This is a genomic window from Rhodospirillaceae bacterium (genome assembly GCA_028819475.1).
In the GTDB taxonomy this organism is placed as follows: Bacteria; Pseudomonadota; Alphaproteobacteria; order Bin65; family Bin65; genus Bin65.
The window spans coordinates 1-21,829 of the sequence record JAPPLJ010000002.1 but is presented as its reverse complement, the minus strand read 5'-3'; the positions used below and the strand labels follow the sequence as shown (position 1 = coordinate 21,829).

The following is a 21,829-nucleotide window of genomic DNA, read 5'->3' as shown; positions in this document are numbered from 1 at the left end:
TATCGAACGAATGGCGTGCCGAAGCGTCAGGGGAAATCGGGTGCCGAAACGGCATATTGGCATCGTCCTGCCGAATCTGGGCGGCGGCGGCACGGAGCGGGCGATGCTGTCCCTCGCCGGCGCCCTGATCGGACGGGGCTGGCGGATCGACCTCGTGCTCCTGCGTTTCGCGGGCAGCTACAGGGCCGCCATCCCGCCGGGCCTTCGACTGTATTACCGGCGCCTCGGCAAGAGCCCCCGGTCATTGCTCGACCATTGCCGCGACAGCGGCATCGAAGCGGCGAGGCTCGCCTTCGACACGCCGGCGACGATGCGGGCCCTGCCGTCCCTGTGCCGGACCTTCCCCCTGACCGGCTTCAGCGGATCCAAGGCGCGCGGGGGTCTCGACGTCGCGCGCTATCTGCGCGAAGCAGCGCCCGATCTGCTGTTTTCCGCCCTGCCGCGGGCCAACGTCGCGGCCGTCTTCGGGGCGGAGCTGGCGGACCGGCCCGTGCCGGTCGCGGTTTCCGTCCGCAACAATGTCGGGTTGAGCTACAGCAGGAAGGAGCAGGCCGTCGCCCGGCGGCTCATGCCGAAAGCGGACGCGGTGGTTGCGGTCTCGAAAGGGGTCGCCGCCGATACGGTCGCAACCCTCGGCCTCGATCCGGGCCGCATGCACGCCATCTACAACGCGAAACCGCTGGAAGAAATCCGCCGCCTGGCCGAAACGGAACCCGACCATTCCTGGTTCGGCGGCGACGGGCCTCCGATAATCGTGACCGCGCTCCGCAACGCGCCGCAAAAGGACTGGGCGACGCTGACCGCCGCGTTCGGCCAGGTCCGCCGCACGGTTCACGCGCGGCTTGCCATCCTCGGCGGCCTGTCGGAAGAATACCGGGCGCGGATAGTGGAACTGGCGGGAAAATTCGGCGTGGCGGAGGATATCGCCTTTCTCGGTTTCGACGAGAACCCGTACCGCTACATGCGGCGGGCGGCGCTGTTTGCGCTGTCGTCGCGCTGGGAGGGGCTGCCCAACGTCCTGATCGAGGCAATGGCCTGCGGCACGCCTGTGGTGAGCACCGACGCGCCCTATGGGCCGGCCGAGATCCTCGACAACGGCCGCTGGGGCCGGCTCACCCCGGTCGGCGACGCCGCGGCGATGGCGCAGGCGATTCTCGATTCGCTGGCCGGCGATACCGTGCCGGTCGAAGCGCTCCGCCGCCGCGCCGGGGATTTTTCTGCGGAGCGGGCGGTTGCGGCTTATGAGGCGCTGTTCGAGAATCTGATCGAGCAGAAATTCAGAAAAAGCACTTCAAGTCCGAGCATCTGACTGCCATGAGCACACAGAAATTTCTGCGTAAAGTCCTACCGAAGAATCTCTGGGGCGATAGACTCTATTGTCGATATAGGTTTTACAAGAAACTTGGACGTCTACCGCAAAACCGGGCAACTCTCTTCAACGATCATCTTTTTGCGCTAAAGACGAGCGGATTCTGTTACGATCCGCTGATTCAGTTCGTGACCGACAAGGAGCACGCAAAGCACTACTTTTCGTCTGTTGTTGGTTCCGAATTTGTAATCGACACATACGACATATTGCGGAACAAGAACGAGCTTGAGGATTATGTCCTTCGCAAGCTTCCTTGTGTGTTGAAGCCTACGCATTCGAGCGGGCAAGCCATAGTTTGTATCAATCCCCGCGATCCTTTGGACCGAGGGGTGCTTGCCAAATGGTTCGAAATGAACAGATATGACGTGGCCCGTGAGCAAAATTATCGTTATCTGGCTCCTAAGGTTATTGTTGAAGAACTCTTTTCGGAAGACGGCCATACAGTTCCTGACGACTACAAGATTTTCTGTTTTGGTGGTGTTCCCAAGATGATTCAAGTCGATACCGACAGGTTTACGATCCAGTCCCAAAGCTTTTACGATATCGAATGGAACAGAATTCCGGTTGTAGCGTTATATCCAGGAAAAGATAAAGACGAACCAAAACCGATTCTGCTTGACCGGATGCTGGAACTGGCCCGGGAATTATCTGCGCCGTTCCCATTCGTAAGGGTGGATATGTATGCCACTACGACAGAAATACGAATTGGCGAACTGACTTTCATTCCTTGGAGCGGTTTGCTGCCGTTGCAGCCGGCAGAAGCCGAGATAACTTGGGGGGCGTTTTTCGATGATAAGAATGGAAATTAGCAGGTGTCGCCGGCGCACCGCGAAATTTTCTTCAGAGCCTTCGGTCTCAAACCGTGAAGAGCCGTTCTGGAGCTTGTTTGGACAAAGCGCCCAGTACTTGACCATCCAAACGAGCGAGTGACCACCGTGTACGGAAAATCGTCGGTGCAGCGGTTCCTGCCGGAAAATCAGTGGTCGGTCGGATTTGAAGAGGCAGGTTATGGGTTGCGCATGTATTTCGGCGATCTGAAAGATTTGTTCCAACATTACGAATTACACTAATCGCAGGAACTCCTCTTATGGCCAGGAAAAAATCGCCCGTTAGCCAGCAGTTTCAGTTCGCTACACAAGAGATACGAAAGCATTGTATCGATAGGCAAACTTGGCACCAGTTTGTTCGTTTGGCTGAAATTGAGATTATACTCTCTATTCTAGGGGATCGAAAATTTAAATGCGCTCTGGAAATTGGTGCGGGCGATGGTTTGCAAAGCGAGAAACTAGCACTCCGGTGCGGCCAGATGATTTGTAGCGATATCGATCGAAGACGATGGGATAAACGACAGGAACGTAGCATTCCGTCCAATATTTCTCATGTATTGCTCAATGCAACCGATCTATCTTCATTCCCCGATGATTCTTTCGATCTGGTCTATTCGAGTAACGTTCTGGAGCATGTCAAGGAAATTGATCTTTGCCTTGGCGAAATACATCGCGTCATGAAGCCTACGGGTGTCGGTGTCCATAGCATGCCGTCGAGGCACTGGAAGTTTTTTAACTCGCTGTTTCGGCTTTCGAGATTGCGCCTGCCTAAGGTTCACGGTGTAGAAAGAACGAATTTTGGAGAATTCGTCGAGTTCGGATTGACACGCTGGTTGGAAAGATTGGAGCGCTCGGGCTTTGAAATCGAGGAAATACTCGGTATGCCGTTTTACCATGGAGACCAGGGACGATGCAGTTCGGTAATTGTTGCGGGTAACAGACTGCGCCTTCCGTCCAGCTTTACATTCATTTTGCGGCCCAAAAAAGAAGCCCTATAGACCCCCTCCCTTCCCGCGCGAACCGATCGTCACGATGTGGCGGCGATCGATCGTTCGTACGGTGAACCCGGCGTCGCGCAACAGCGCCTCGCAAGCGTCCGTCGTCGTCATGCCTTTGCTGTATGGTTTGGGGCCGGTGCTGACGGCGATGCGCGCAGTCCGCCGGAGCAGATCCCGCCCCCCTGCGAGCGCCTCAGCTTCCGCGCCTACGGCTTCGACTTTCAGAAAGGCGAGCGTGTCGATCCCGTGGTCCGCGGCAATCCGGTCCAGGGTCGTGGCGCTGCGGTGCAACGCGCCGTTTGATCCTTCGGCATCATCGTCGATGAAGACCGAGCTGGTCCCATTCAAGGCGCCGCCACCGAATGTCAATTCTTCTTCTGCGTTCCAGACCAGCGAATCGATTATGGTTGCAGTCTCCCGGCCCACCAGATTCCGCCTGAGGCAGGCGAGGGCGTCCGGGTCGGGTTCGACGGCGTAGACGGCCCGTCCCTGGTTCAGCGCCAGAAGCGCAAACTCCCCGGTATGCGCGCCGACATCGAGAACGGGGCCGGGCGGCGGGTCGAGGGCGGTGAACTGATAGAACGAGTCCATGTAGTCCAGGCAGCCTGCCAGCCCTTTCTTGTAGAACCGCCAGCGTTTGGGCGAAACGCAAAACACCGAACCGTCGCGCGCTTCAATCCGGCAATATCCGTCGACTTCGGTCAGACGCAACGGAATGCGCCCCTGATATCCGAGCGCGGCATAGAGCCGATGCCGGAAAAACTTGCGCCGCTCCGCCGCCGGGAGCCCTCTGGCACTCTTGTCATCAGTCATATATGTCGGCACACCCGATGCACGTTCTCTGGAGTCTCCATCTTGGCACATATCACGTTTCCGATTTCGAGTCTCGCCGACGGCGGAACGGCGCGGACGGCGCTCAGGACCGCAGGCGGATCGGCCGCCAGGGGCGGGACGGGAACATGACCGGGCCCGCCGTTTCCGTCCTTACGGCTACCTACAATCGGGCGCATGTTCTGCACCGCCCTTATGAGAGCCTGAAGCGGCAGGCGGTTCGCGATTTCGAATGGGTTGTCGTGGACGACGGCTCCTCGGACGAAACCCCTGAGCTTCTTCACCGCTGGCAATCCGAAGCGGACTTCCCGATTACGTGGTACCGGTACGACCGGAACAGAGGGGTAAATGCTGCGGTTAATTCCGGATTGAAAGTCGTCTCGGGCGAATATGTATGTAATCTCGATAGCGACGATGCGCTTCTCGACGATGCGATGGAAACGATCGCATATTTCCGGGAGCGTACCGGGATCGATTCCATCCCGTCCGCGTATCAGATGGCGTTCCGTTGCGTCGATCAATCTGGAGCTCTTGTCGGCCAACTGAATGAAGACGCGCGGAAAAGTTTCCAGAATGAAACGGTGCGCTCATCCTTCAGGAATGCGGCTTACCGGCTGGGACTGAGCTTCGATTTTATCACAGTATCGAAAGCCCCGGTCGCCCGGTCGCGGGAACTCATCGAGCTTACAAATTCCGAACACTGTCCGGAAAGCGTGACTATTTTTCGTTTATCCGACAGGTACGAAACGATCTTTGTCAACCGTCCGGTCCTACGGTATTTCAGGAACGACGGCGAAGATCATCTTTCGGACAGGGCGCGGTCCTCGGTCATGATCGCCAAGCAGCCTCGCGGCAACTACATCCGCGCACTTTCGATCCTGAACGGCGATGTCGGATATTTTCTTGACAGGCCGAAGTCTTTTTTCGGGGCTGGGCGCAAGCTCATGCGGCTGGGCCTGCACCTCGGCCGGTCGCCGTGGCGTCAATTTCGCGATCTTGCCAACTGGAGAGCGCGCCTGCTCTGGATGGCCGGTATGCCGGGCGGCTGTTTTGGCTATCTCCGCGACCGCCTGCGCGGGCGCACGGCGCCGAAAGCCGATCCCGATATATCCGCCTGGGGGCCTGCTGCGCCGCCCGTGAATCCGAAGCTTCACTTGCCGCCGGAACGATTCCGTTCGTGATGCCCTGAACAGGTCTTGTTCCGGCCCCCGCTCCTCCATCCCGCCCCGCCCGCTGGCGCCCCCAAGGGGAATCGAACCCCTGTTTCCGGCGTGAGAGGCCGGCGTCCTAGGCCGCTAGACGATGGGGGCGCGGCGGCGGCGGGGGAGCGATAGCGCAGCGCGCGCCCCGCGGCAAGGGGCGCGGCACGGGGCGCGGCACGGGGCGCGTCAGGGGGCCGGCCCGGCATTCGGGCGGACGCGGGCCCGGGGGCCGGCCGGGCCGAAGCGCGTCACCCTGGGGCGGCATGGCGAAATCACGGCCGATGTGGCCCGCCGCCAGGCGGAGATCGTCATCGACCGCATCAAGCGGGGTGAGCCGCCCTTCCCGGCCGCGCCCGAAGCGGAACCGACGCTCGCCGCCTTGGCCGAGCGGTTCCTGCGCGCACATGTCGAGGTCAACTGGAGCGCCAATACCGGGGACAGCTTCCAACTGATTGTTCGCAACCAGCGAGACCGACATTCGATCGGAGTTCCAATCTGAGTCTCCATAATCTTTTGATTCAAAAAAATATTTTGTTCAAGTAAGCCCCGTCGCATGACCCGTCGCCAGCATGCGACGCCGCCCCAGCCTGGTCAAACCACGCTGCGCGGTGCGTGCGGGATGCTGCGCCAGAATTCCGGGTCGTGGCCGAAGAATATCCGGGCGCCGTTGCGCCGCAGCTTGCGCAGCAGGAGCAGTGAATCGAGCATCCTGGCGCGGTCGTAGACCAGCGACGGCAGATGCATGTTCTCCAGGGTCCGGCAGAAATAGCAGGCGTCGGCGGCAAGGACGACCTCGCCACCCGGCAGCCTGAGCTTCAGGGACTGGTGGCCCGGCGTATGGCCGAAGGTCGGGATGGTCACGACCGTGCCGTCGCCGAACAGGTCGAACTCGCCATCGATCCGCTTCACCAGATGGCCGTGGTCGTAGTTGATCGGGTTATAGAAGTTGGCGTCGATCAGTTCCGGGATGCGGCCCGCCTCCCATTCGGTCTGCTGAATGACGACGCGTGCATTGGGGACGAATCCGTTGCCGCCGGTATGGTCGAAATGCAGATGGGAATTGACGATGTAGCGGATGCGGCCGGGGTCGACGTCCAGCCTTTCGAGACGCGAAACAATATCGTCGCCCGGCCTTGAGCGCACGTCGAAGGCGGTCGCGAGCGGGCCGACCAAGGTATGCGGGTCGTCGATGCTGTGAGGATGCAGGCCGGTGTCGAACAGGACGAGGCCCCTGGGATGGTCGATCAGGTAGGCCGGGATCGGGAAGGTGATCCGGCCCTCGCCGCCGGCGAGCATCTCGCTGAGATCGCAACTCAGCCAGCCGCAGGTCATGGCGTAGAGCGCCATGCCGTCGCCGCGCGTGCGGCGCTGCGTATCCCGGCGGGCGCGCCGCGTCAGGCCGTCCCACCAGGCCTGGTTGGCGTTCGGCGCTCTCGACTGCAACCCTGACATGCCCGGCGGTTCAGGTATCTGCGGCGCGGGCCGGCCGTCCCGAGGCCGTCAACCCGTGCGTTCCTTGATGATGCGCAGGGCTTCGCGCAGGTAGACGCGGAAGACCTCGTGGTTCTCGCTCATCGGGAAGTGGCCGATATCCTCCATCTCGATATAGACGCCGCCGCGGATCTGGCGGGCGGTGTTCTCGGTCGCCTCCGGCGGCGTCAGATAGTCGTAGATGCCGGTCATCATCACCACGGGGCAGCGCCGCGCGTCGATATTCTGCAGCTCCTCGCGCAGATCGTGGTCGACCGAGTAGAAGTAGAGATCGCCTTTGAACGCCTCGGAGCCCTGGGAGTAGTAGTGCCAGGTCAGCCAGCGGTCCATGTCCGGCGATTGCGGCGCCATCAGGTCCCAGACACCGCTGGCGCAGACCTGGGCCGCATTCGCATGGGGATGGCGCCACCAGTCGAGGAAGAAGCCCGGCGCATAGTCGGCGGCCTCGACCGGAATGACGGCCTTGAAACGGTCCGGGCGGCGCAGCGCCAGCTGCAGCGCGACGTTGCCGCCGAACGACGAGCCCATGAAGATCGGGTCCTTCAGCTCCAGCGCGTCGCACAGCTTGACGATGAAGTTGACATAGTGCTCGGCGGTCAACCGGTACTCCTCTTTCCACCATTCCCGGTTGTGCGGCGGGTCGGACTTGCCGTGGCGCGGCAGGTCGTAGGCGATGATGTTGTATTCGCGGGTGAACTCCTCGTCCTCCAGCAGGCCGCGCCACTGATGGTTGTGGGCTCCGGCGGTGTGCTGGCAAATCAGCGGCTGGCCGCTGCCGTTGTGGATGTAGAACACCTTGTATTCGTTGCCGTCGACTTCGATCGTCACATAGCGGCCTGTCACTGGAGAATGGCGAGCCATCGTCTGCTCCCTGTAAATTCGAATTGCTCGATCCCGGTTGACCCGGCCGCTCAGACGGGCACGCCGCACTTGCGCAGCAGCTCGAACTGAACCGTGAAATTCCTCAGGTTCTGCATCAGGACCAGGAGGTTGCCCTCGAGCTTCAGGTCTTCGCAGAAACTGGCCGCCCAGATGCCGTGGAACATCGGCTTCGGCACCGGTTTGGCGAATTCGCGCCAGGTCTGGGCGCTGGCGCGCAAGGCGAAATCGTACGGATCCAGCGGCGCCGGATCGGTGTTGATGTTCTTCACCTTGCCGTCGTGCATCTCGACGATGACCTTGCATTCCGTCATGTCGTACAGGAACGAGCAGGTATAGTACCTGCCCATGCACTGAATGGTTTCGTCGTTGTCCGTCAGGTTCTTGAACTTCGACGCCCAGGTTTTCACGTCAACGGCCATCTCTGCGTCCTCGTCGGGTCTTCGAAGGGGGGTATGCCGGCGCCGGAATTTCCGCCGCCGCCGCTGTCAGTTCTTGTTCGCATCGGCGTTGCCTTCCGCCTCGCGCTCCTCGCGCAGCAGGTTGCCGATATGGGTGATCTCGTTCGGCGACATGCCGATCTCCTTGAGCAGGGTATCGACGAACGGCGCCTGGGCGCGGTAGCGCAGGGCGGCGCCGACGATATTGTCCGCCAGGGTGCCGCCGGTGCGTGGGCCGGAGGGATTCTGGCCCTCGCCATCCGGATCGCTTGAGGAATTGTCCCCTCCGCCTCCGCCGATCGCGGTCGGCGCGAGGCCGCTCAGGCCGGGCAAGCCATCGACCTGGAGGATCTTGATGTCGCCGATATTCTCCATCGGCCGGACCGATTCGCGGATGATCCCTTCCAGGTGCTCGACCAGCTTCATGCGCAGGGTGCTCTGGCGGTTCTGGTCGCTGCGCATGTTCTCCGCCTCGTTGAGGGCGCGCTTGCCCGCAGCGTCGATCTCATAGCGCAGCTGGGCCGCCAGGCTCGAGAACCGGTCCGCTTCCATACGGTCTTGCGCGGCCGTCTTCTCGGCCGCGGCGATCGTGGTCAGCAGGATGGCCTCGCGCTCGGCCTGCAGGGCCGCCAGGATGGTTTCGACCTTCTTCTTGCGCTCGGCGATCTCGGTTTCCTTGGCCGAGGTAACCTGCTCGGCGGCAGCGGTCTCCCGGGCGCGCGCCTCCTCGACTGCGGCCAGGATTTCCAGCTCCTGCTTCTGCCTTTCGGCGACGGCGATGGCGCGGTCTTTCTCCTCGATGGCGAGAATCCGGCGGCGCTGGATCTCCAGGCGCTCGGTCTCCTGGGCGTGGGCGATGCGCTCGGCATCGAGGGTCCGCTCCCGGCCGATCCGGGTTTTCTCCACTTCCTCGTGCGCCCTGATTTCGGCTTCCTCGGCCTCCCGGCGGCGCTCGGCCTCCTCCTGGGCGGTCTCGGATTCGCGCAGCGCGCGGCGCATCGCGATATCGCGCTGCTGTTCGAGGCGCAGATATTCGGTCTCGCGCTCGATCCGGATGTTTTCTTGCTCGGCCTGAAGATTCTTCTCCCAGATTTGGATCGCGGTGTCCTTTTCCACGTCGTTGCGGTGCTTGCGGCGAGCCTCGATCTCCTCGGTCAGGCGGGTTTCGCGCAAGGACGCCTCGGCCTCGATCGCCTTCTGCTGCGCAATCCGCGACTTTTCCACCTCCTCGCGGGCGCGGATTTCCGCTTCCTCGGCCTCGCGTTCGAATTCTGCCCGTTCCTTGGCGACGTCGGCGCGCTGCCTGGCCTTGCGAACCGAAACGTCCTGCTCCTGCTCGAGGCGGGCGTAGTGGCTGTTCTTGTCGATCTCGAGCGTCAGCTTTTCGGCATCGAGATTCTTGTTGCGGATCTGGATCGCGGTGTCCTGTTCGATGTCGTTCCGCTTCTTGCGCCGCGCCTCAATCTGCTCGGTCAGCCGGGTCAGGCCTTCGGCGTCGAAGGCGTTCTGCGGGTTGAACAGGCCGATATCGGCCTGGTCGAAGCTGGTGAGCGAGACGGCTTCAAGCTCGAGGCCGTTCTGGGTCAGCGCGTCCTCGACCAGCCCCTTGACGTCGCGCACATACCTGCCGCGCTGCTCCTGCATCTCGTCCATCGTCATCTGGGCGGCGACGATGCTCAGCGCGTCGACGAAACGGCCCTGGACCAGTTCCTTCAGCCGCTCGGTATCCATCGTGCGGTCGCCCAGCGACTGGGCGGCCAGCGCCACCGATTCCCTTTCCGGCCGGACCCGCAGGTAGAATTCCGCAATCACCTCCACGCGCATCCGGTCCTGCGTGATAAGGGCGCCCTCGCCGCCGCGCCGGACCTCCAGGCGCAGGGTGCGCATTCCGACCGGCGTGATGGTGTGAACGATCGGAAGAACCAGCGCGCCGCCGGTCAGCACCACCTTCTCGCCGCCGAGGCCGGTCCGCACGAAGGACATGTCCTTCGACGACCGCTGGTACAGCCAGTAGAGAAGATAGACGATGACCGCGATGGCGATCCCCGCCAGAAGGATCGCCGTGATGATGTCTACTCCGCTCACGGCTCAAGTCTCCCTGTTCCCGCCGGACGTATAGCGCGTCCGGATTTGGTGGAGGCGCCCGATTTCATCGCGTCAGCCCGTATCCTTCACCGCGGCCCGGTAAACCACCAGGCCGAAGGCGATCTTGTTCAGAAAATCGGCGAGGTTGTAGATCACGTTGATGCTCTTCGGATCCACGCCGCCGCCGAGGAATTCCATGAAATAGCCGAGCGGGTAGATCGCCCAGCCGATCGTCGCGATCAGGCGCAGCGCATTGAACGAGCCCTGCACGACCGCATTGCCGCTGGCCGAATTGACCTTGCTGGCCTCGCCCAGATAGATCTCGCCCAGGATGTAGAGACCGCCGGCGGCCGCGATCAGGAAACCGAGCGTCGGGCTCATGTATCCGGCTGCGCCCAGGTAGGCGGCGCCGATCATCACCACCGAGGCGACCAGCAGACGCCAGAACACGCCGGCCGAGACCGCCGCGACGGCGGCCAGCACCAGGTAGAAGATCACCGTTTGCATCGGCACGGTCAGCTGCCAGTCGATGAACCGGTAGACGGTCGAGACCTTGCCCGTCGCGGTCCAGACGTCGCGCAGGTAGAAATACTGGATGGCCGAAACCAGCGTCACCGCGCCGGCGATGGTGACCGGCGCCTTCCACCGGTCCGCAACCCGGCGGCGCTCGAACAGCAGGAAGACGGTCGCCGCCGCCATGGCGATGGAAATCAGCCAGAAGGTTGCGCCGACGATATCGGTCGGGTCCACGAACTTAGTCATTCGCCTGCCCTTCGCCCCTGACTGATCGATAACCCTGGCTCATTTTCGCCTCAGATCTGGTTCCGGATATGCGGCGATCTGGCATAGAGCGCCACCAGCGGGATGATCAGCAGGCCGAACACGAACTGCTGCCCTTCATAGTTGAGGCCGATCCCGACGAGGAACGACGTCAGAACCTGCAGGACGAGTACGCCAATCACCGTGAACCCGTAGCCGCCCCAGCCGCCGAGCAGCGACGTGCCGCCGATCACCACGGCCGCCAGCGTCGTGAAGAGGTAGGGATTGCCTACACCGATGAAGCCGCTGCCGCTCCAGCCGAGAAGCAGCGAGCCGGTCATGGCGGCAATAAAGCCGCTGATCGTGTAAACGCCGACCCAGTATTTTCTTTCGGAGATGGACAGGCGTTTGGCCGCCGTCCGGCTGCCGCCGAGGGCATAGAGGTTGCGGCCGTAAACGGTATTCCGCATCGCGATGATCAGCAGCACCGCAACGACGATCCAGATCAGGATCACCGGCGGAATTTTCAGGCCGAAGGTTTCGCCGTTCATCGCTGCGATATTGGTCAGCCATCCCGGCACGGCGCCGTGCACGTTGCCGGCATAGCGGGTGCCGATGCTGGTGACGATCTGGGTCCCCCCGGCGACGGCGAAGCCGACGCCGAGGGACACGATTAGCGCCTGTCCCTGCAACCGGAAGCTCAGGAAGCCGGTGACCGCGCCGATGCAGGCGCCGAGCCCCAGGATGATCAGCACGGCCAGCCAGTTGGGCAGGCCCTCGATGCCGAAAAGGTAGGCGAGTGCGATGTTGGCCGATCCGATAATGAAGGGGATCGACAGGTCGAGGCCGCCGAGCAGCACGACCAGCGTCTGGCCCAGGCAGGCCAGGCCGAGAAACGCCGCGAACACCAGCATCGACTTGAAATTGATGACCGAGAAAAAGCCGTCGACGACCAGCGAACCGACGACGAACAGGCCGATCAGCACGGTCACGCCGATATACGCGCTCTTGTTGGTCGTCACATAGCGGTTCAGCGCCACCGCCAGCGCGAGCAGAACCACCAGGATGATCGAGGCGAAAACGTTGCGGGCAGTGAAGAACCCGTCGACCGTCGCCGTCAGGATCAGGAACAGGATGATCAGCAGCACGACGCCGATCAGGATCGCCCGGATGCGGTACAGCAGGTTCCTGAAGAATCCGCCGCCTTCGTTCGCTTCCTCTTCTTCCTGCGGATCCGACTGCTGTGCCGCCGCTTCCGGCTGCCGGGCGCTTTCAAGGCCGATCTCGTCCTGCCCGTAGACCCAGCGGATGGAGAAATGGTGCCAGCCCCACAGCACAAGCACGACTGTCGCGGCGGTGAAGAAGATGACGTGCTGCAGCGGCATTTCCTCGACCACGCCGAGGATCGTGCCGGCTCCGGCGATCAGGACCGCGAAAACGAATCCCAGCCACTTGTAGAAGACGTGTGCCGACCGGGTCATCGACCGGCTCCCGTCGATTGCCGGGAAAGGCCGCGTCCGCCAAGCTCGCGCCTGACCACCGACAGCAGCCGGCCACCGCGATAACCGCGCAGGAATTTCCAGGCCCGCCGGGCGATGATGACCGCTGCGACGATCGCCACCCCGAGCTTCCACAACGGCGCCTCGGCGGCGTAGAACATCGCACCGAGGAACAGGATCGACGTCAACACGATGAAGGTGCTGTTGTAGGAAAAGACACGCACACCCACGCTCTCGGCGACGTATGCCAGTATTTTTTTGCGCACCAGCGGCAGGGTTCCGATGTAGAGGGCCGCGGCTGCGAGGATGACCCAGAACAGCGCGCCCAGCAGCGGTTCGGACGGCCGAAGCTGGCCGACAGCACCGGCCGGCGCCGGTGTTGCAGCCGGCGTCGAAACCGATGGGCCGGCGGCCGGGCCGGCGGCAAAATACATCGCACCGAGTGCGGCGATCGAAAGAATGACGAGCGGGAGGATCGTCGCGTTGCCAATTCTCTGCTGCACGCGGGGCAGGCTGACAATGAACAGGAGCGCACCGACTAGCACCGCGCAAAGCGCCGGCGTGAACAGGGCGCCGCGCGACGCCGACACGCCCTGGTTCGCATAGACGACGACGATCACCGCCGCCGCGCCCAGGCCGATCAGGAAGAGCAGGGGCACGTTGCCGATCCTGCTGCGCACGCCGGTCTGGCCAATCAGTATGAGCAGCGAAGCGAGCAGAACCGTTCCGGCAACGACCAGCGCCAGGGCGATCGTAGGGGAGGTGAACGCGCCGCCCGGCGCCTTTACTCCGGCGGCCGAGCCGTAAGGCCCCGCCCATTCGAGGAGGAAGTATTTCAGCCCGGCCGCCCCGGAGGACGCGGCATCGGCCGCTGCCACGGGCGGGTGCGGCCCGCCATAGAGCGACAGCCCCAGGACAAGCAGTGCAAGCACGCCGATGAAGGCGATCAGCGACGCGCTGATGCCACGGACCAGCAGATAGATCAGGAAGACGACGATGGCGACGATGATCCCGGCATAGACGACCGGCGTGCCGCGCGGCGCCGCCGGCGCCGCCTTGGCCTTGCCGCCGCCAAGCACCGTCAGCCCGGAACCGCCCGAGCCCGAACCGAGCGACTGGATCCCCGAGCCGCTCGAACTGCCGGAGCCAGAGCCCAGGGATTGGATGCCCGAGCCTCCCGAACTCCCGGAACCCGAACCCAGAGACTGAATGCCCGAGCTGCCCGAACTTCCGGACCCGGAACCGAGCGACTGGATCCCCGAGCCGCCGGATTGGGCCTGGCCGGAGACCTGCGCCGGCGCGGGCGGCGGCTTCAACTCCTCCTTGGAATACAGGATCACCCCGAAGGCGAGCACACCGAGCAGCACGAAGAAGGCGTAGGGCGAGACCCGCGCGACCTGGCGCGGCAGCTTCGGCAGCGCCAGGGTAAGGAGCAGCGACACCACGAGGACGACGCCGTAGGCCGCCTCGGTCACGAAGCTCTGGACCCGGCCGAAGCTGAAGGTCGAGAGCACGTAGGTGATCAGGTAGATGTTCAGGGCGCCGAACAGGGATCCGATGATGCTGCCCCGGCCGCCGGCAAGGCTCGTTCCGCCCAGCACCAGGGCGGTCACCGCCATCAGCGTGTAGGTCGTTCCCTGGTTCGGGTCTCCGGAAGCGATCAGGGAGGTGAAGGTCAGCGCCGCCATCGCCGCGTAGACCCCCGCGATGACATGGGCGCCCAGGCGGACGAAGTTTATGCGTACGCCGCTGGCATAGGCCGTGCGCTCGTCCGACCCCATGAGCCGGAGATGGCCGAAAAAGGCGGTGCGGGTCAGGGCGAACCAGGCGAGGGTGGCGACGACGACGATGGCCAGCACCGGCGACAGGATTTCCGTACCGAGGCCCCAGTGCTGCATCCATTCGGGCACCACGCCGCCGGGCCTGCGCAGGATGACCAGATTGAGGCCGACCAGAGCCAGGAAGCCGCTGAGCGCGACGATGATCGGCTGAACCCGCACGTAAACGATGATCAGCCCCATCACCAACTGATAGAGCACACCGACGGCGATGGCGTAGGCGAAGAATTCCACCGGCGTCGTGATGATCTTGGCGGCGTAGAGCTGGACCATGCTGACGTTGATGAACCCGATGAGCGGCCCGATGGACAGGTCGACGCTCACCCGGCCCGCCATCGCGATAATGGTGAGTGCGTAGGTCGCGAGAATCAGCGGCGAAGCGACGATGATCGCGCTGCCGATCCCGGCGTTGGTGATCAGGGTCGGCGCGCGTAGCGTGGCGACGACGAGCAGGCCGAACAGAAGCAGGATCGGCACCAGCAGATAGGTGTGCGACGGCGACGATGCATGCCTCAGTTCGGCCACGTTCATGCCGGTGCCCTCAACGGCCTGCGTGGCGTACAGTGGAAATTGTTCCCGCTTCCGGGATCATCAGTCGAATTCCATGATCTTGATATTGCGTTCTCCGCCGGTTCCGCTCTTACGGGCGGTCTCGGCTTCCGCGCCGAAATCCCTGATCTTTATCGGCTTCGCGGCGGCCCGCGACGCTGCGGGCGGCGAGGGCTGCTCGGCCGGCCGGTCGTCGTCGAATTCGACGATCTTGATGGGGCCGAGATCCTGCGCTGTCGCAACGGGCTTGCGCTCATCGTCCAGGTCGTTGTCGAACTCGACGATCTTCACGCCCTTGTTCTCGTCGGAACGGTCAAGCGGCGACCCGTCGCCTTCCTGGTCGAACTCGACGATCTTGATTCCGTCACGCCCCATGGCGGATTCCTTTCCTCAACTGCCCGTCGCCCGCCTGCTAGTCGTCGAAATAAACTACCTTGACCCGGTCGCCCGAAGCCGCAGCGGGGATGTGTTCTTCGGCCGACCCGGCTTCCGCCTCCGTCTCGACGATCTTGATGCGGCCGATCTGCATCCTGGGATAGCGTTGCTTCCTGCTGGCCTCGAATTCGTAAATTTCGGCGGCCGAGTGGCTCTCGCCGTCGTCGTGGCGATGACGATGCGCGCCGCCGCCTTCGGTCTGACCGAACATCGCCTCGAGAATCCTGTCCGGGTCGATCTCGTCCTCGATGAAGCTGTCGAAGATGCTGCCGTGCCGGAACACCACGACGCGGCCGCACAGTCCGATGAATTCCTCCAGTTCGCTGGACAGGAAGATGATCGCATTATCGCGCGAGGCGTAGTCGCGCAGATGATCGTAGAGTTCCCGCTTGGTCCTGACGTCAACGCCGCGTGCCGGGTCGTTCAGGACGAGTATGTTCGGCTGCATGGCGAACGAGCGGCCGATCAGCACCTTCTGCTGGTTGCCGCCGCTGAGCGAGGTGACCAGGTTGGAGCGGTGCCCAATCTTGATCGACAGACGGTCGACGAACCAGGAAAACACGCTCGCCAGATCGTTCCAGTCGATTATTCCCACCTTCTGCGTCGACTTGCGATACAGGGGAAACAGCAGATTTTCGAAGATGCTGAGGTTCGGGAAGATGCCCTCGTGCTTGCGGTCTCCCGAAACGTAATAGATCCTGCACGCCTCGGCGTCCTCCAGGTCTGCGATCTCGACGAATTCCCCGGCTTCGCTGCGCGCTTCGGGAAGCCCCTCCAGCGCGAGTTCGACGCCGGCCAGGGCGCGGACGAACTCGTTCTGGCCCTGGCCGTCCAGTCCGGCCACACCCAGGATTTCGCCGCGCTTGAGGTCGAAGGCGAAGCGGTCGCCGTCTTCCCAGATGCGCAGCCCCTCGCCGCGCATGACGATCTCGTCGCTGAGCGCCCGGTGCGCTTCGCGGTCGTGGTGCGCCTCGGCGAAATCGCGCTCGCCGGTCATCAGTTCCAGCAGGTTTTTCTCGGTGATCTCGCCCTTTTCCAGAACGCCGACGTCGCGGCCGTCGCGCATCACCGTGGCCCGGTCGCTGATCCGGATCAGCTCGGCGATCCGGTGAGTTACGATAATGACCGCGCACCCCCGGTCGCGCAGTTCGCGCATCTTGGCGAACAGCCGTTCGGTGGAATCCAGATCGAGTGCGGCGGACGATTCGTCGAGAATGAGGATCCTGGGCTCAGTCAGCAGAGCGCGCCCGATGGTGATCCACTGCTTGATGCTGAGCGGCAGGCCGCCGACACGGATATCGGGGTCGATTTCGACGCCGGTCAGTTCCTCCATCAGGGTGGCGGCGATCTCGAGTTTCTCGCGGGACGGGCGCGATTTTACCCAGAGCCTGTCGGCGCCGACGAACAGGTTGTCCGCGACCGAGCACTCGTCGGCGACCAGAACTTCCTGAAAAACGGTGGCAATCTCGGCGCGGCGGGCTTCGATCGGCGATCGCGGCGTGTGGCCCAGCATGGATATCTGGCCGCTGTCGGGGATCTGGACCCCCGACATCACCTTCGCCAGGGTGCTCTTTCCGCAACCGTTGCCGCCGACGATCGCGTGGATTTCGCCCAGTCGGGCGCTGAAGCTACATCCGTCCAGCGCCTTGGTGACGCCGAACGCCTTGTGCACGTCCACGACCGACACGGCATCGCGCGACGACCCCCCGTTCGCCGATATGGCGCTGGGGGCATCACCCGTCGGGCTGTCCATCGGCGACGCTACGCTGTCCAATACCCTGCCCTACCGCTCGGCCGGAGCCGCCGCTACGGCTCCGGCCCGCGATAGTACGGCGTCTAATGCTGCGACGCCTTATATTTCTCCGGATCGGCAGGACGCAGGAAGAAGTTGTCGAGGAACTTCTTTCCGCCCCATGTCTCGATGCCGACATGCGCCCAGAGCTTGTTGTTCTCGTCGCAATCCGTCCCCATCATCTTCTTGACGTCGTCCTTGCCGAACGGGATCACGTCGACGAGCACCGATTGCAGCTTCGGACCCTGGCCCTGGAGGGTCCGCATCATGATGTTCCAGATCAGCTCGAAATCGTCGCCCGGAGGCCAGACGTGATAGGCGGAACTGATATAGTCGATGTTCTTGCGCCAGTAGCAGATGGCGCCGAGCTCGCCGCCGATAGTGACCGGAATCATCTTGCGGCCCGATTGCTGCAACGCGCGGAGCACGCCCATTTCGGCCGCCGACTGCACGACGATGCCGTCCAGTTTCCCCGGATGGGTGGCAAGCCATTTCTGCACCTCGGCCTGGGCGACCTGGTCGGTCCACATGCCGGCGATGCTGCCGACAACCTTGATGCCTGGATTTGCAGCAAGGCCGGCCTTGATGCCTCGATCCTGGGAATCCGAACCCGATGTCCCCGGAATGCCCTCAACGACCAGAACGTTACCCTTGCCGCCGAGCTCCTTGGCCATCCAAGTGCCCATCCGATGGCCCGCCAGCTGGTAGTTGGAAGATGAGTTGATCGAGTAGGGCGAGGTCAGGTAGCCGACGAAGGAAAAGGTCGGAACGCCCTTGTCGAACGCGTATTTCACCGTCGCGTTCAGAGCGGTCGGGTTCGAACAGCACACGATCAGCGCGTCGACGCCGCGGTCGACGAGCTGGCGCATCTGCTGGATCTGCAGCGCGTCGTTCAGGTTCGACTGGGTGACGAGGACCTCCTTGAGCAGGCCCAGCTTCTGCCATTTGGCGATTAGTTTCTGAACCAGCCGGTCCATGACGCCGGCGCGCCAGGTGTTGCCGGCATAGGAACTGGCATAGCCGATCGTCCACGGCGGCTTTCTCGGCGACTTCCAGTTGCGGTATGCGCTCGGCCCGATCGGCTGCATCGGGTCCAGCATATCCTTCGCGTACAGCTTGTCCTGGATGTCCTTGGGCAGTTCGTCGACGCCCTCGGCGATCGCCTGGCCCGGCAGGAGCAGAAGCGCTCCCAACACGACACCCAATTTGGCCAAATGTCTCATCGTATCCTCCGCAATGTTCGGATTGGTTGCCCGTTCCGGCCGAAACGGTGCCCGCGATCGCTGTCGCCCCGCGCAGTCGGGGTGATGAGACCTAACGCAAGCCGAAGCGACGCCAGACCGCGGCAACACTAAACGGAAAAAAAATCAAGTGCAATCGTTTGCAGCAATCGTTTGCATTTTTTGGGGGAATGGCGGAAATTTGTCTGCCTGTCGTAACCTCGCCGACGGGATCGATCGCCGATCCGCTGGCGTGGCAGCGCAATTCGAAGACGCCTGAGATCCGATGGACAAGAAGACCGCCGGCAAACCGGAAGCCCACGGCAAGCGCATCAACGCCAAGCGCCTGGCAGAGGATCTCGACGTTTCAATTTCAACGATCTCGCGCGCCTTCAACAAGGAAGCCGTGATCGCGCCCGAAACGCGCAGCAAGATCCTGAATTACGCCGACCAGCTCGGCTACCGGCCGAACCCGTTCGCGCAGAGCCTGATCACCCAGAAGAGCCGGATCGTCGGCATCATCGTCTCCCATCTCGAGAACCCCTTCTATCCCGAGGCGCTGCGCGGTCTGAGCGAAGCGCTGCGCAAAGCCGGATGGCATCTGATGCTCTTCACCGTCCCGTCGGGCGAAACCCCGGACGATATCCTGCCGCTCGCGATCAGCTATCAGCCCGAATTCGTCATCGTTATGGCCGTGACCATTTCCTCCCAGTCCCAGGAAGTGGCCGAGCGGGCCGGAACGAAGCTGATCTATTTCAACCGCCGCGACCCGGATTCCTCGACCTTTTACGTCGTCTGCGACAACGCCCACGGCGGCGGCATGATTGCCGACCATTTCATCGATACTGGATGCCGCCGCCTGGCCTACATAGCGGGTTTCCAGAACGCCTCGACCACGCTGGACCGGTGGCGCGGATTCCGCGACCGGTGCATCGCGCGCGGCTTCCCCGACGTCTGGCGCGAGGAGGGCTATTCCTTCTCCTACGAAGCCGGTTATCGCGCCGCGATCCGCCTGATGAATCGGAGTCCCCGGCCCGACGCGGTGTTCTGCGCCAGTGATATTATCGCGCTCGGCTGTATCGAGGCGGTGCGGATCGAGTTCGGCCTGCGGGTTCCCGAGGATGTCTCGGTCGCGGGCCTCGACAATATCGAAATGGCGGCCTGGCCGTCGCACTCCCTGACGACCTACTCCCAGCCGCTCGCCAAGATGATCGGCGCAACGGTGAAGCTGATCGAGGAGATTTCGATCGGAGCGGAGAGCGAGACCGTCGCCTGGCAGATCAAGGGCGATATCATCGTTCGCAAGTCGACTCGGCCGCCGACGGGTGGCAAAAGGTCAGGGGCCTTGCCGGACATGCCGGCATGATCGGCACCGCGGGCGCGAGGGCAGACCGTTGTCGGATAAGATCGTCTGGCTCTTCATTTTCCTGACCCTGTATTGGGGCTACTGCATTTTCTGGGGCGCGCGCTGCGGTTTCCGGTCGCCCAGCGCCAGCGATTATTTCGTCGCCGGCCGGCGCCTGCCGGTCTGGCTGTTCGTCATGGCGGTCACGACAGCGGCCTTCGGCGGGTGGAGTTTCACCGGGCATCCGGGCCTCGTGCTTCGTGACGGCTTTTCCTATGCCTTCGCGGCCATCGGCGCGATCGCGATACCGCTGTCCGGAGTCGTTCTGCTGAAACGGCAATGGGCACTGAGCAAGCGCTTCGGCTACATGACGCCCGGCGAAATGCTGGCGGACTACTACGGCAGCGAGGCGATCCGGCTCATCGTCCTGGCGATTGCGCTGCTGTTTGCCATCCCCTTCACCGGCGTACTGCTGGGCGGCTCCGGCTTCCTAATCAGCGTCGTAACGGACGGATACGTGTCGCGTGACATGGCCATGTGGGGCCTCACCCTGGTCCTGGTCATCTACGTAACGGCCGGCGGCATCGTGGGCATCGCCAACGTCGCCGTGCTCCAGGGCATCCTGATGGCGATGGGCATGATCGTGCTCGGACTCATCGCCCTCGACCATGTCGGCGGCTTCGAAGTGCTCAACCGCAAGCTTGCCGACCTCGCCGCGACACGGATCGGCGACTGGGGCACGACGCGCGGCCTCGGCGGCGGCGACTATAACGGCCTGTTCGCCCTGTCGGGCGTCGCCCAGTGGACCGCCGGCCTGGGCAAGGAGGCGCCGGCGGGCGGCCTCTGGACCGGGCTGATGTGCCTCAGCTTCCTTTTCGCGCTGCTCGGCGTAATGGCCGCGCCGACCTTCTCGATCTGGGCCTTTTCCAGCGAATCGCCGCGGCCCTTCGCGGCGCAGCAGGTCTGGGCATCGGCCGCTGCGGTCGGTGCGATCCTGCTTATATTCTCGGCGATCCAGGGCGCTGGCGCGCTATTCTTGGGCGCGAACAAAGCCGTGACCGAAGCCGGCCTGGCGGTCGCACAGGTCCTGCCCGACCTGTCGGGCGGCAGGCAGGCGGCGCTCGTCCCCTACTATATAAATTCTGTGGCCGAGGCGCTGCCTTGGCTCGCCGCGCTACTCGCCGTCTGCGGCCTGGTCGCCATGCAGGCGACCGGCGCGGTGCATCTGGCGGCGTCCGGGACGATGCTCAGTCGCGACATGTTCCGCCGGTTCCTGAAGCCCGGCGCCACGCATGGCGGCCAAAAACTCTTCGCGCGCATCGCCATCCTGGTGGTCGCCGGCCTGGCCCTTGCGCTCGCCACCTATGACCGGGTTACGCTGATCGAGTTGGGCGCGCTCGCCCTGCCGATCGCCTTTCAGCTCTGGCCGACGCTGCTGGGCGCCATATGGTTTCCGTGGATCACCCGCCAGGGCGCGCTCTACGGCCTGGGCGCCGGCGTCCTCGCCGTCATCCTGACGGAGAGCATCGGCCAGACCCTGACCGGCGACACCCTGCCGTGGGGCCGCTGGCCCTGGACCATTCACTCCGCCGGCTGGGGCATTTTTTTCAACCTGCTGGTCTGCGTCGCCGCCTCGGCCATGTCCCAGGAGCACGGGGCCAGGGAGCACCGGCAGAAATTTCACGATTTCCTGCAGGACCATGCCGCACCGCGGTCCGAACGGCGCGGCGTCAGGACCTTCGCCTGGATCCTGGTCGTGGTCTGGCTGTTTTTCGGCGCCGGGCCGGGCGGCGTTGTCGGCAATTTTCTGTTCGGCGCGCCCGGTGCCGGCTACGATGCGTGGGATTTCGCCATGCCCTCGCTCTGGGCCTGGCGCATCCTCTGGTGGGGGGGCGGCGTCTTTCTGGTCTGGTTCCTGGCCTACGGGCTGGAAATGTCCACGGCGCCGAAGAAACCCATCGTCTCCTTGTCCGAAGACATTCACGGCGCAACGGCCGGCCGCTCGACAGCGCCCTCGCGATTCAAGACTGCTCGACACGTCGAGTACCCGTCGAGATGAGTTCAACGGCACGAAAAGCCGAAACGTTAGGTCTCGGTGGTTGCGGGGGCTCGCTACAGCCGAGACCGACACGCGCTTGTCGTCGATATCTGAGCCCGACACCCCGGGGGGGTAGTGTAGCGCGTTTCCGGCAGTTTGTGGCGGCGTTTGACTTCACCCTGGTTCCCGGATAGGTTTCGATTTGGCTTCGGGGAAACGCGCACGCTGCGGG

The 21,829-nt window shown here is 63.2% G+C and carries 18 protein-coding genes and 1 tRNA gene; 7 read left to right on the top strand and 12 right to left on the bottom strand.

The genetic code is table 11. The features are described 5' to 3' along the window. The first annotated feature begins 40 nt into the window (after positions 1-40). The 3 genes from OXM58_00510 (at position 41) to OXM58_00500 (ending at position 3,194) form a co-directional block, all read left to right on the top strand. Complete coding sequence (locus OXM58_00510; protein MDE0146828.1) at positions 41-1,309, top strand: glycosyltransferase; 1,269 nt, start codon at positions 41-43, stop codon at positions 1,307-1,309. Between the two features lie 188 nt (positions 1,310-1,497). Continuing rightward, on the top strand, positions 1,498-2,178 hold the full coding sequence (locus tag OXM58_00505; protein MDE0146827.1) for an ATP-grasp fold amidoligase family protein: 681 nt from the start codon (positions 1,498-1,500) through the stop codon (positions 2,176-2,178). Positions 2,179-2,456: 278 nt separating this feature from the next. Then, positions 2,457-3,194, top strand: a complete 738-nt coding sequence (locus tag OXM58_00500; protein MDE0146826.1) for a methyltransferase domain-containing protein — start codon at positions 2,457-2,459, stop codon at positions 3,192-3,194. On the opposite strand, the gene OXM58_00495 is transcribed toward OXM58_00500, so the two are convergent. Continuing rightward, complete coding sequence (locus OXM58_00495; GenBank protein ID MDE0146825.1) at positions 3,189-4,007, bottom strand: FkbM family methyltransferase; 819 nt, start codon at positions 4,005-4,007, stop codon at positions 3,189-3,191. The genes OXM58_00500 and OXM58_00495 overlap by 6 nt on opposite strands. 146 nt (positions 4,008-4,153) lie before the next feature. On the opposite strand from OXM58_00495, the gene OXM58_00490 reads away from it, so the two are divergent. Next, positions 4,154-5,206: a glycosyltransferase family A protein gene (locus tag OXM58_00490; protein MDE0146824.1), complete on the top strand. Its 1,053-nt coding sequence runs from the start codon at positions 4,154-4,156 to the stop codon at positions 5,204-5,206. A gap of 53 nt (positions 5,207-5,259) precedes the next feature. On the opposite strand, the gene OXM58_00485 is transcribed toward OXM58_00490, so the two are convergent. Next, positions 5,260-5,335, bottom strand: a tRNA-Glu gene (locus OXM58_00485). 175 nt (positions 5,336-5,510) lie between these two features. On the opposite strand from OXM58_00485, the gene OXM58_00480 reads away from it, so the two are divergent. After that, complete coding sequence (locus tag OXM58_00480) at positions 5,511-5,726, top strand: hypothetical protein (GenBank protein MDE0146823.1); 216 nt, start codon at positions 5,511-5,513, stop codon at positions 5,724-5,726. A gap of 92 nt (positions 5,727-5,818) precedes the next feature. Here the strand turns inward: OXM58_00480 and OXM58_00475 are convergent, their stop codons facing one another. The 10 genes from OXM58_00475 to OXM58_00430 form a co-directional block, all read right to left on the bottom strand. Continuing rightward, entirely contained in the window at positions 5,819-6,679 is an 861-nt protein-coding gene (locus tag OXM58_00475; protein ID MDE0146822.1) for an N-acyl homoserine lactonase family protein, read from the bottom strand. 48 nt (positions 6,680-6,727) lie between these two features. Beyond that, complete coding sequence (locus tag OXM58_00470) at positions 6,728-7,579, bottom strand: alpha/beta hydrolase (GenBank protein ID MDE0146821.1); 852 nt, start codon at positions 7,577-7,579, stop codon at positions 6,728-6,730. 50 nt (positions 7,580-7,629) lie between these two features. Continuing rightward, complete coding sequence (locus OXM58_00465; GenBank protein MDE0146820.1) at positions 7,630-8,019, bottom strand: hypothetical protein; 390 nt, start codon at positions 8,017-8,019, stop codon at positions 7,630-7,632. A 66-nt stretch (positions 8,020-8,085) separates the two neighbouring features. Continuing rightward, positions 8,086-10,122, bottom strand: a complete 2,037-nt coding sequence (locus OXM58_00460) for an SPFH domain-containing protein (GenBank protein MDE0146819.1) — start codon at positions 10,120-10,122, stop codon at positions 8,086-8,088. 72 nt (positions 10,123-10,194) lie between these two features. After that, a complete protein-coding gene (locus tag OXM58_00455; GenBank protein MDE0146818.1) occupies positions 10,195-10,884 on the bottom strand; it encodes a bacteriorhodopsin in 690 nt (229 codons plus the stop codon). Between the two features lie 50 nt (positions 10,885-10,934). Then, a complete protein-coding gene (locus tag OXM58_00450) occupies positions 10,935-12,362 on the bottom strand; it encodes an ABC transporter permease (GenBank protein MDE0146817.1) in 1,428 nt (475 codons plus the stop codon). Then, positions 12,359-14,749 carry an ABC transporter permease gene (locus tag OXM58_00445; GenBank protein MDE0146816.1) on the bottom strand — a complete coding sequence of 797 codons (2,391 nt, stop codon included), beginning with the start codon at positions 14,747-14,749 and terminating at the stop codon, positions 12,359-12,361. Before OXM58_00445 ends, OXM58_00450 begins: the two co-directional genes overlap by 4 nt. A gap of 60 nt (positions 14,750-14,809) precedes the next feature. After that, positions 14,810-15,142, bottom strand: coding sequence for a hypothetical protein (locus tag OXM58_00440; GenBank protein ID MDE0146815.1), 333 nt, complete (start codon positions 15,140-15,142; stop codon positions 14,810-14,812). A 37-nt stretch (positions 15,143-15,179) separates the two neighbouring features. Further along, the gene (locus tag OXM58_00435; protein ID MDE0146814.1) at positions 15,180-16,955 is read right to left on the bottom strand and encodes a sugar ABC transporter ATP-binding protein; all 1,776 of its coding nucleotides are present in this window, start codon (positions 16,953-16,955) and stop codon (positions 15,180-15,182) included. Positions 16,956-17,038: 83 nt separating this feature from the next. Further along, positions 17,039-18,217, bottom strand: a complete 1,179-nt coding sequence (locus OXM58_00430; protein ID MDE0146813.1) for an ABC transporter substrate-binding protein — start codon at positions 18,215-18,217, stop codon at positions 17,039-17,041. A gap of 283 nt (positions 18,218-18,500) precedes the next feature. Between OXM58_00430 and OXM58_00425 the strand changes: the two genes are divergently transcribed. Both OXM58_00425 and OXM58_00420 read left to right on the top strand, forming a co-directional pair. Further along, the gene (locus OXM58_00425; GenBank protein MDE0146812.1) at positions 18,501-19,580 is read left to right on the top strand and encodes a LacI family DNA-binding transcriptional regulator; all 1,080 of its coding nucleotides are present in this window, start codon (positions 18,501-18,503) and stop codon (positions 19,578-19,580) included. A 28-nt stretch (positions 19,581-19,608) separates the two neighbouring features. Further along, a complete protein-coding gene (locus OXM58_00420) occupies positions 19,609-21,618 on the top strand; it encodes a hypothetical protein (protein MDE0146811.1) in 2,010 nt (669 codons plus the stop codon). Positions 21,619-21,829: the final 211 nt, after the last annotated feature.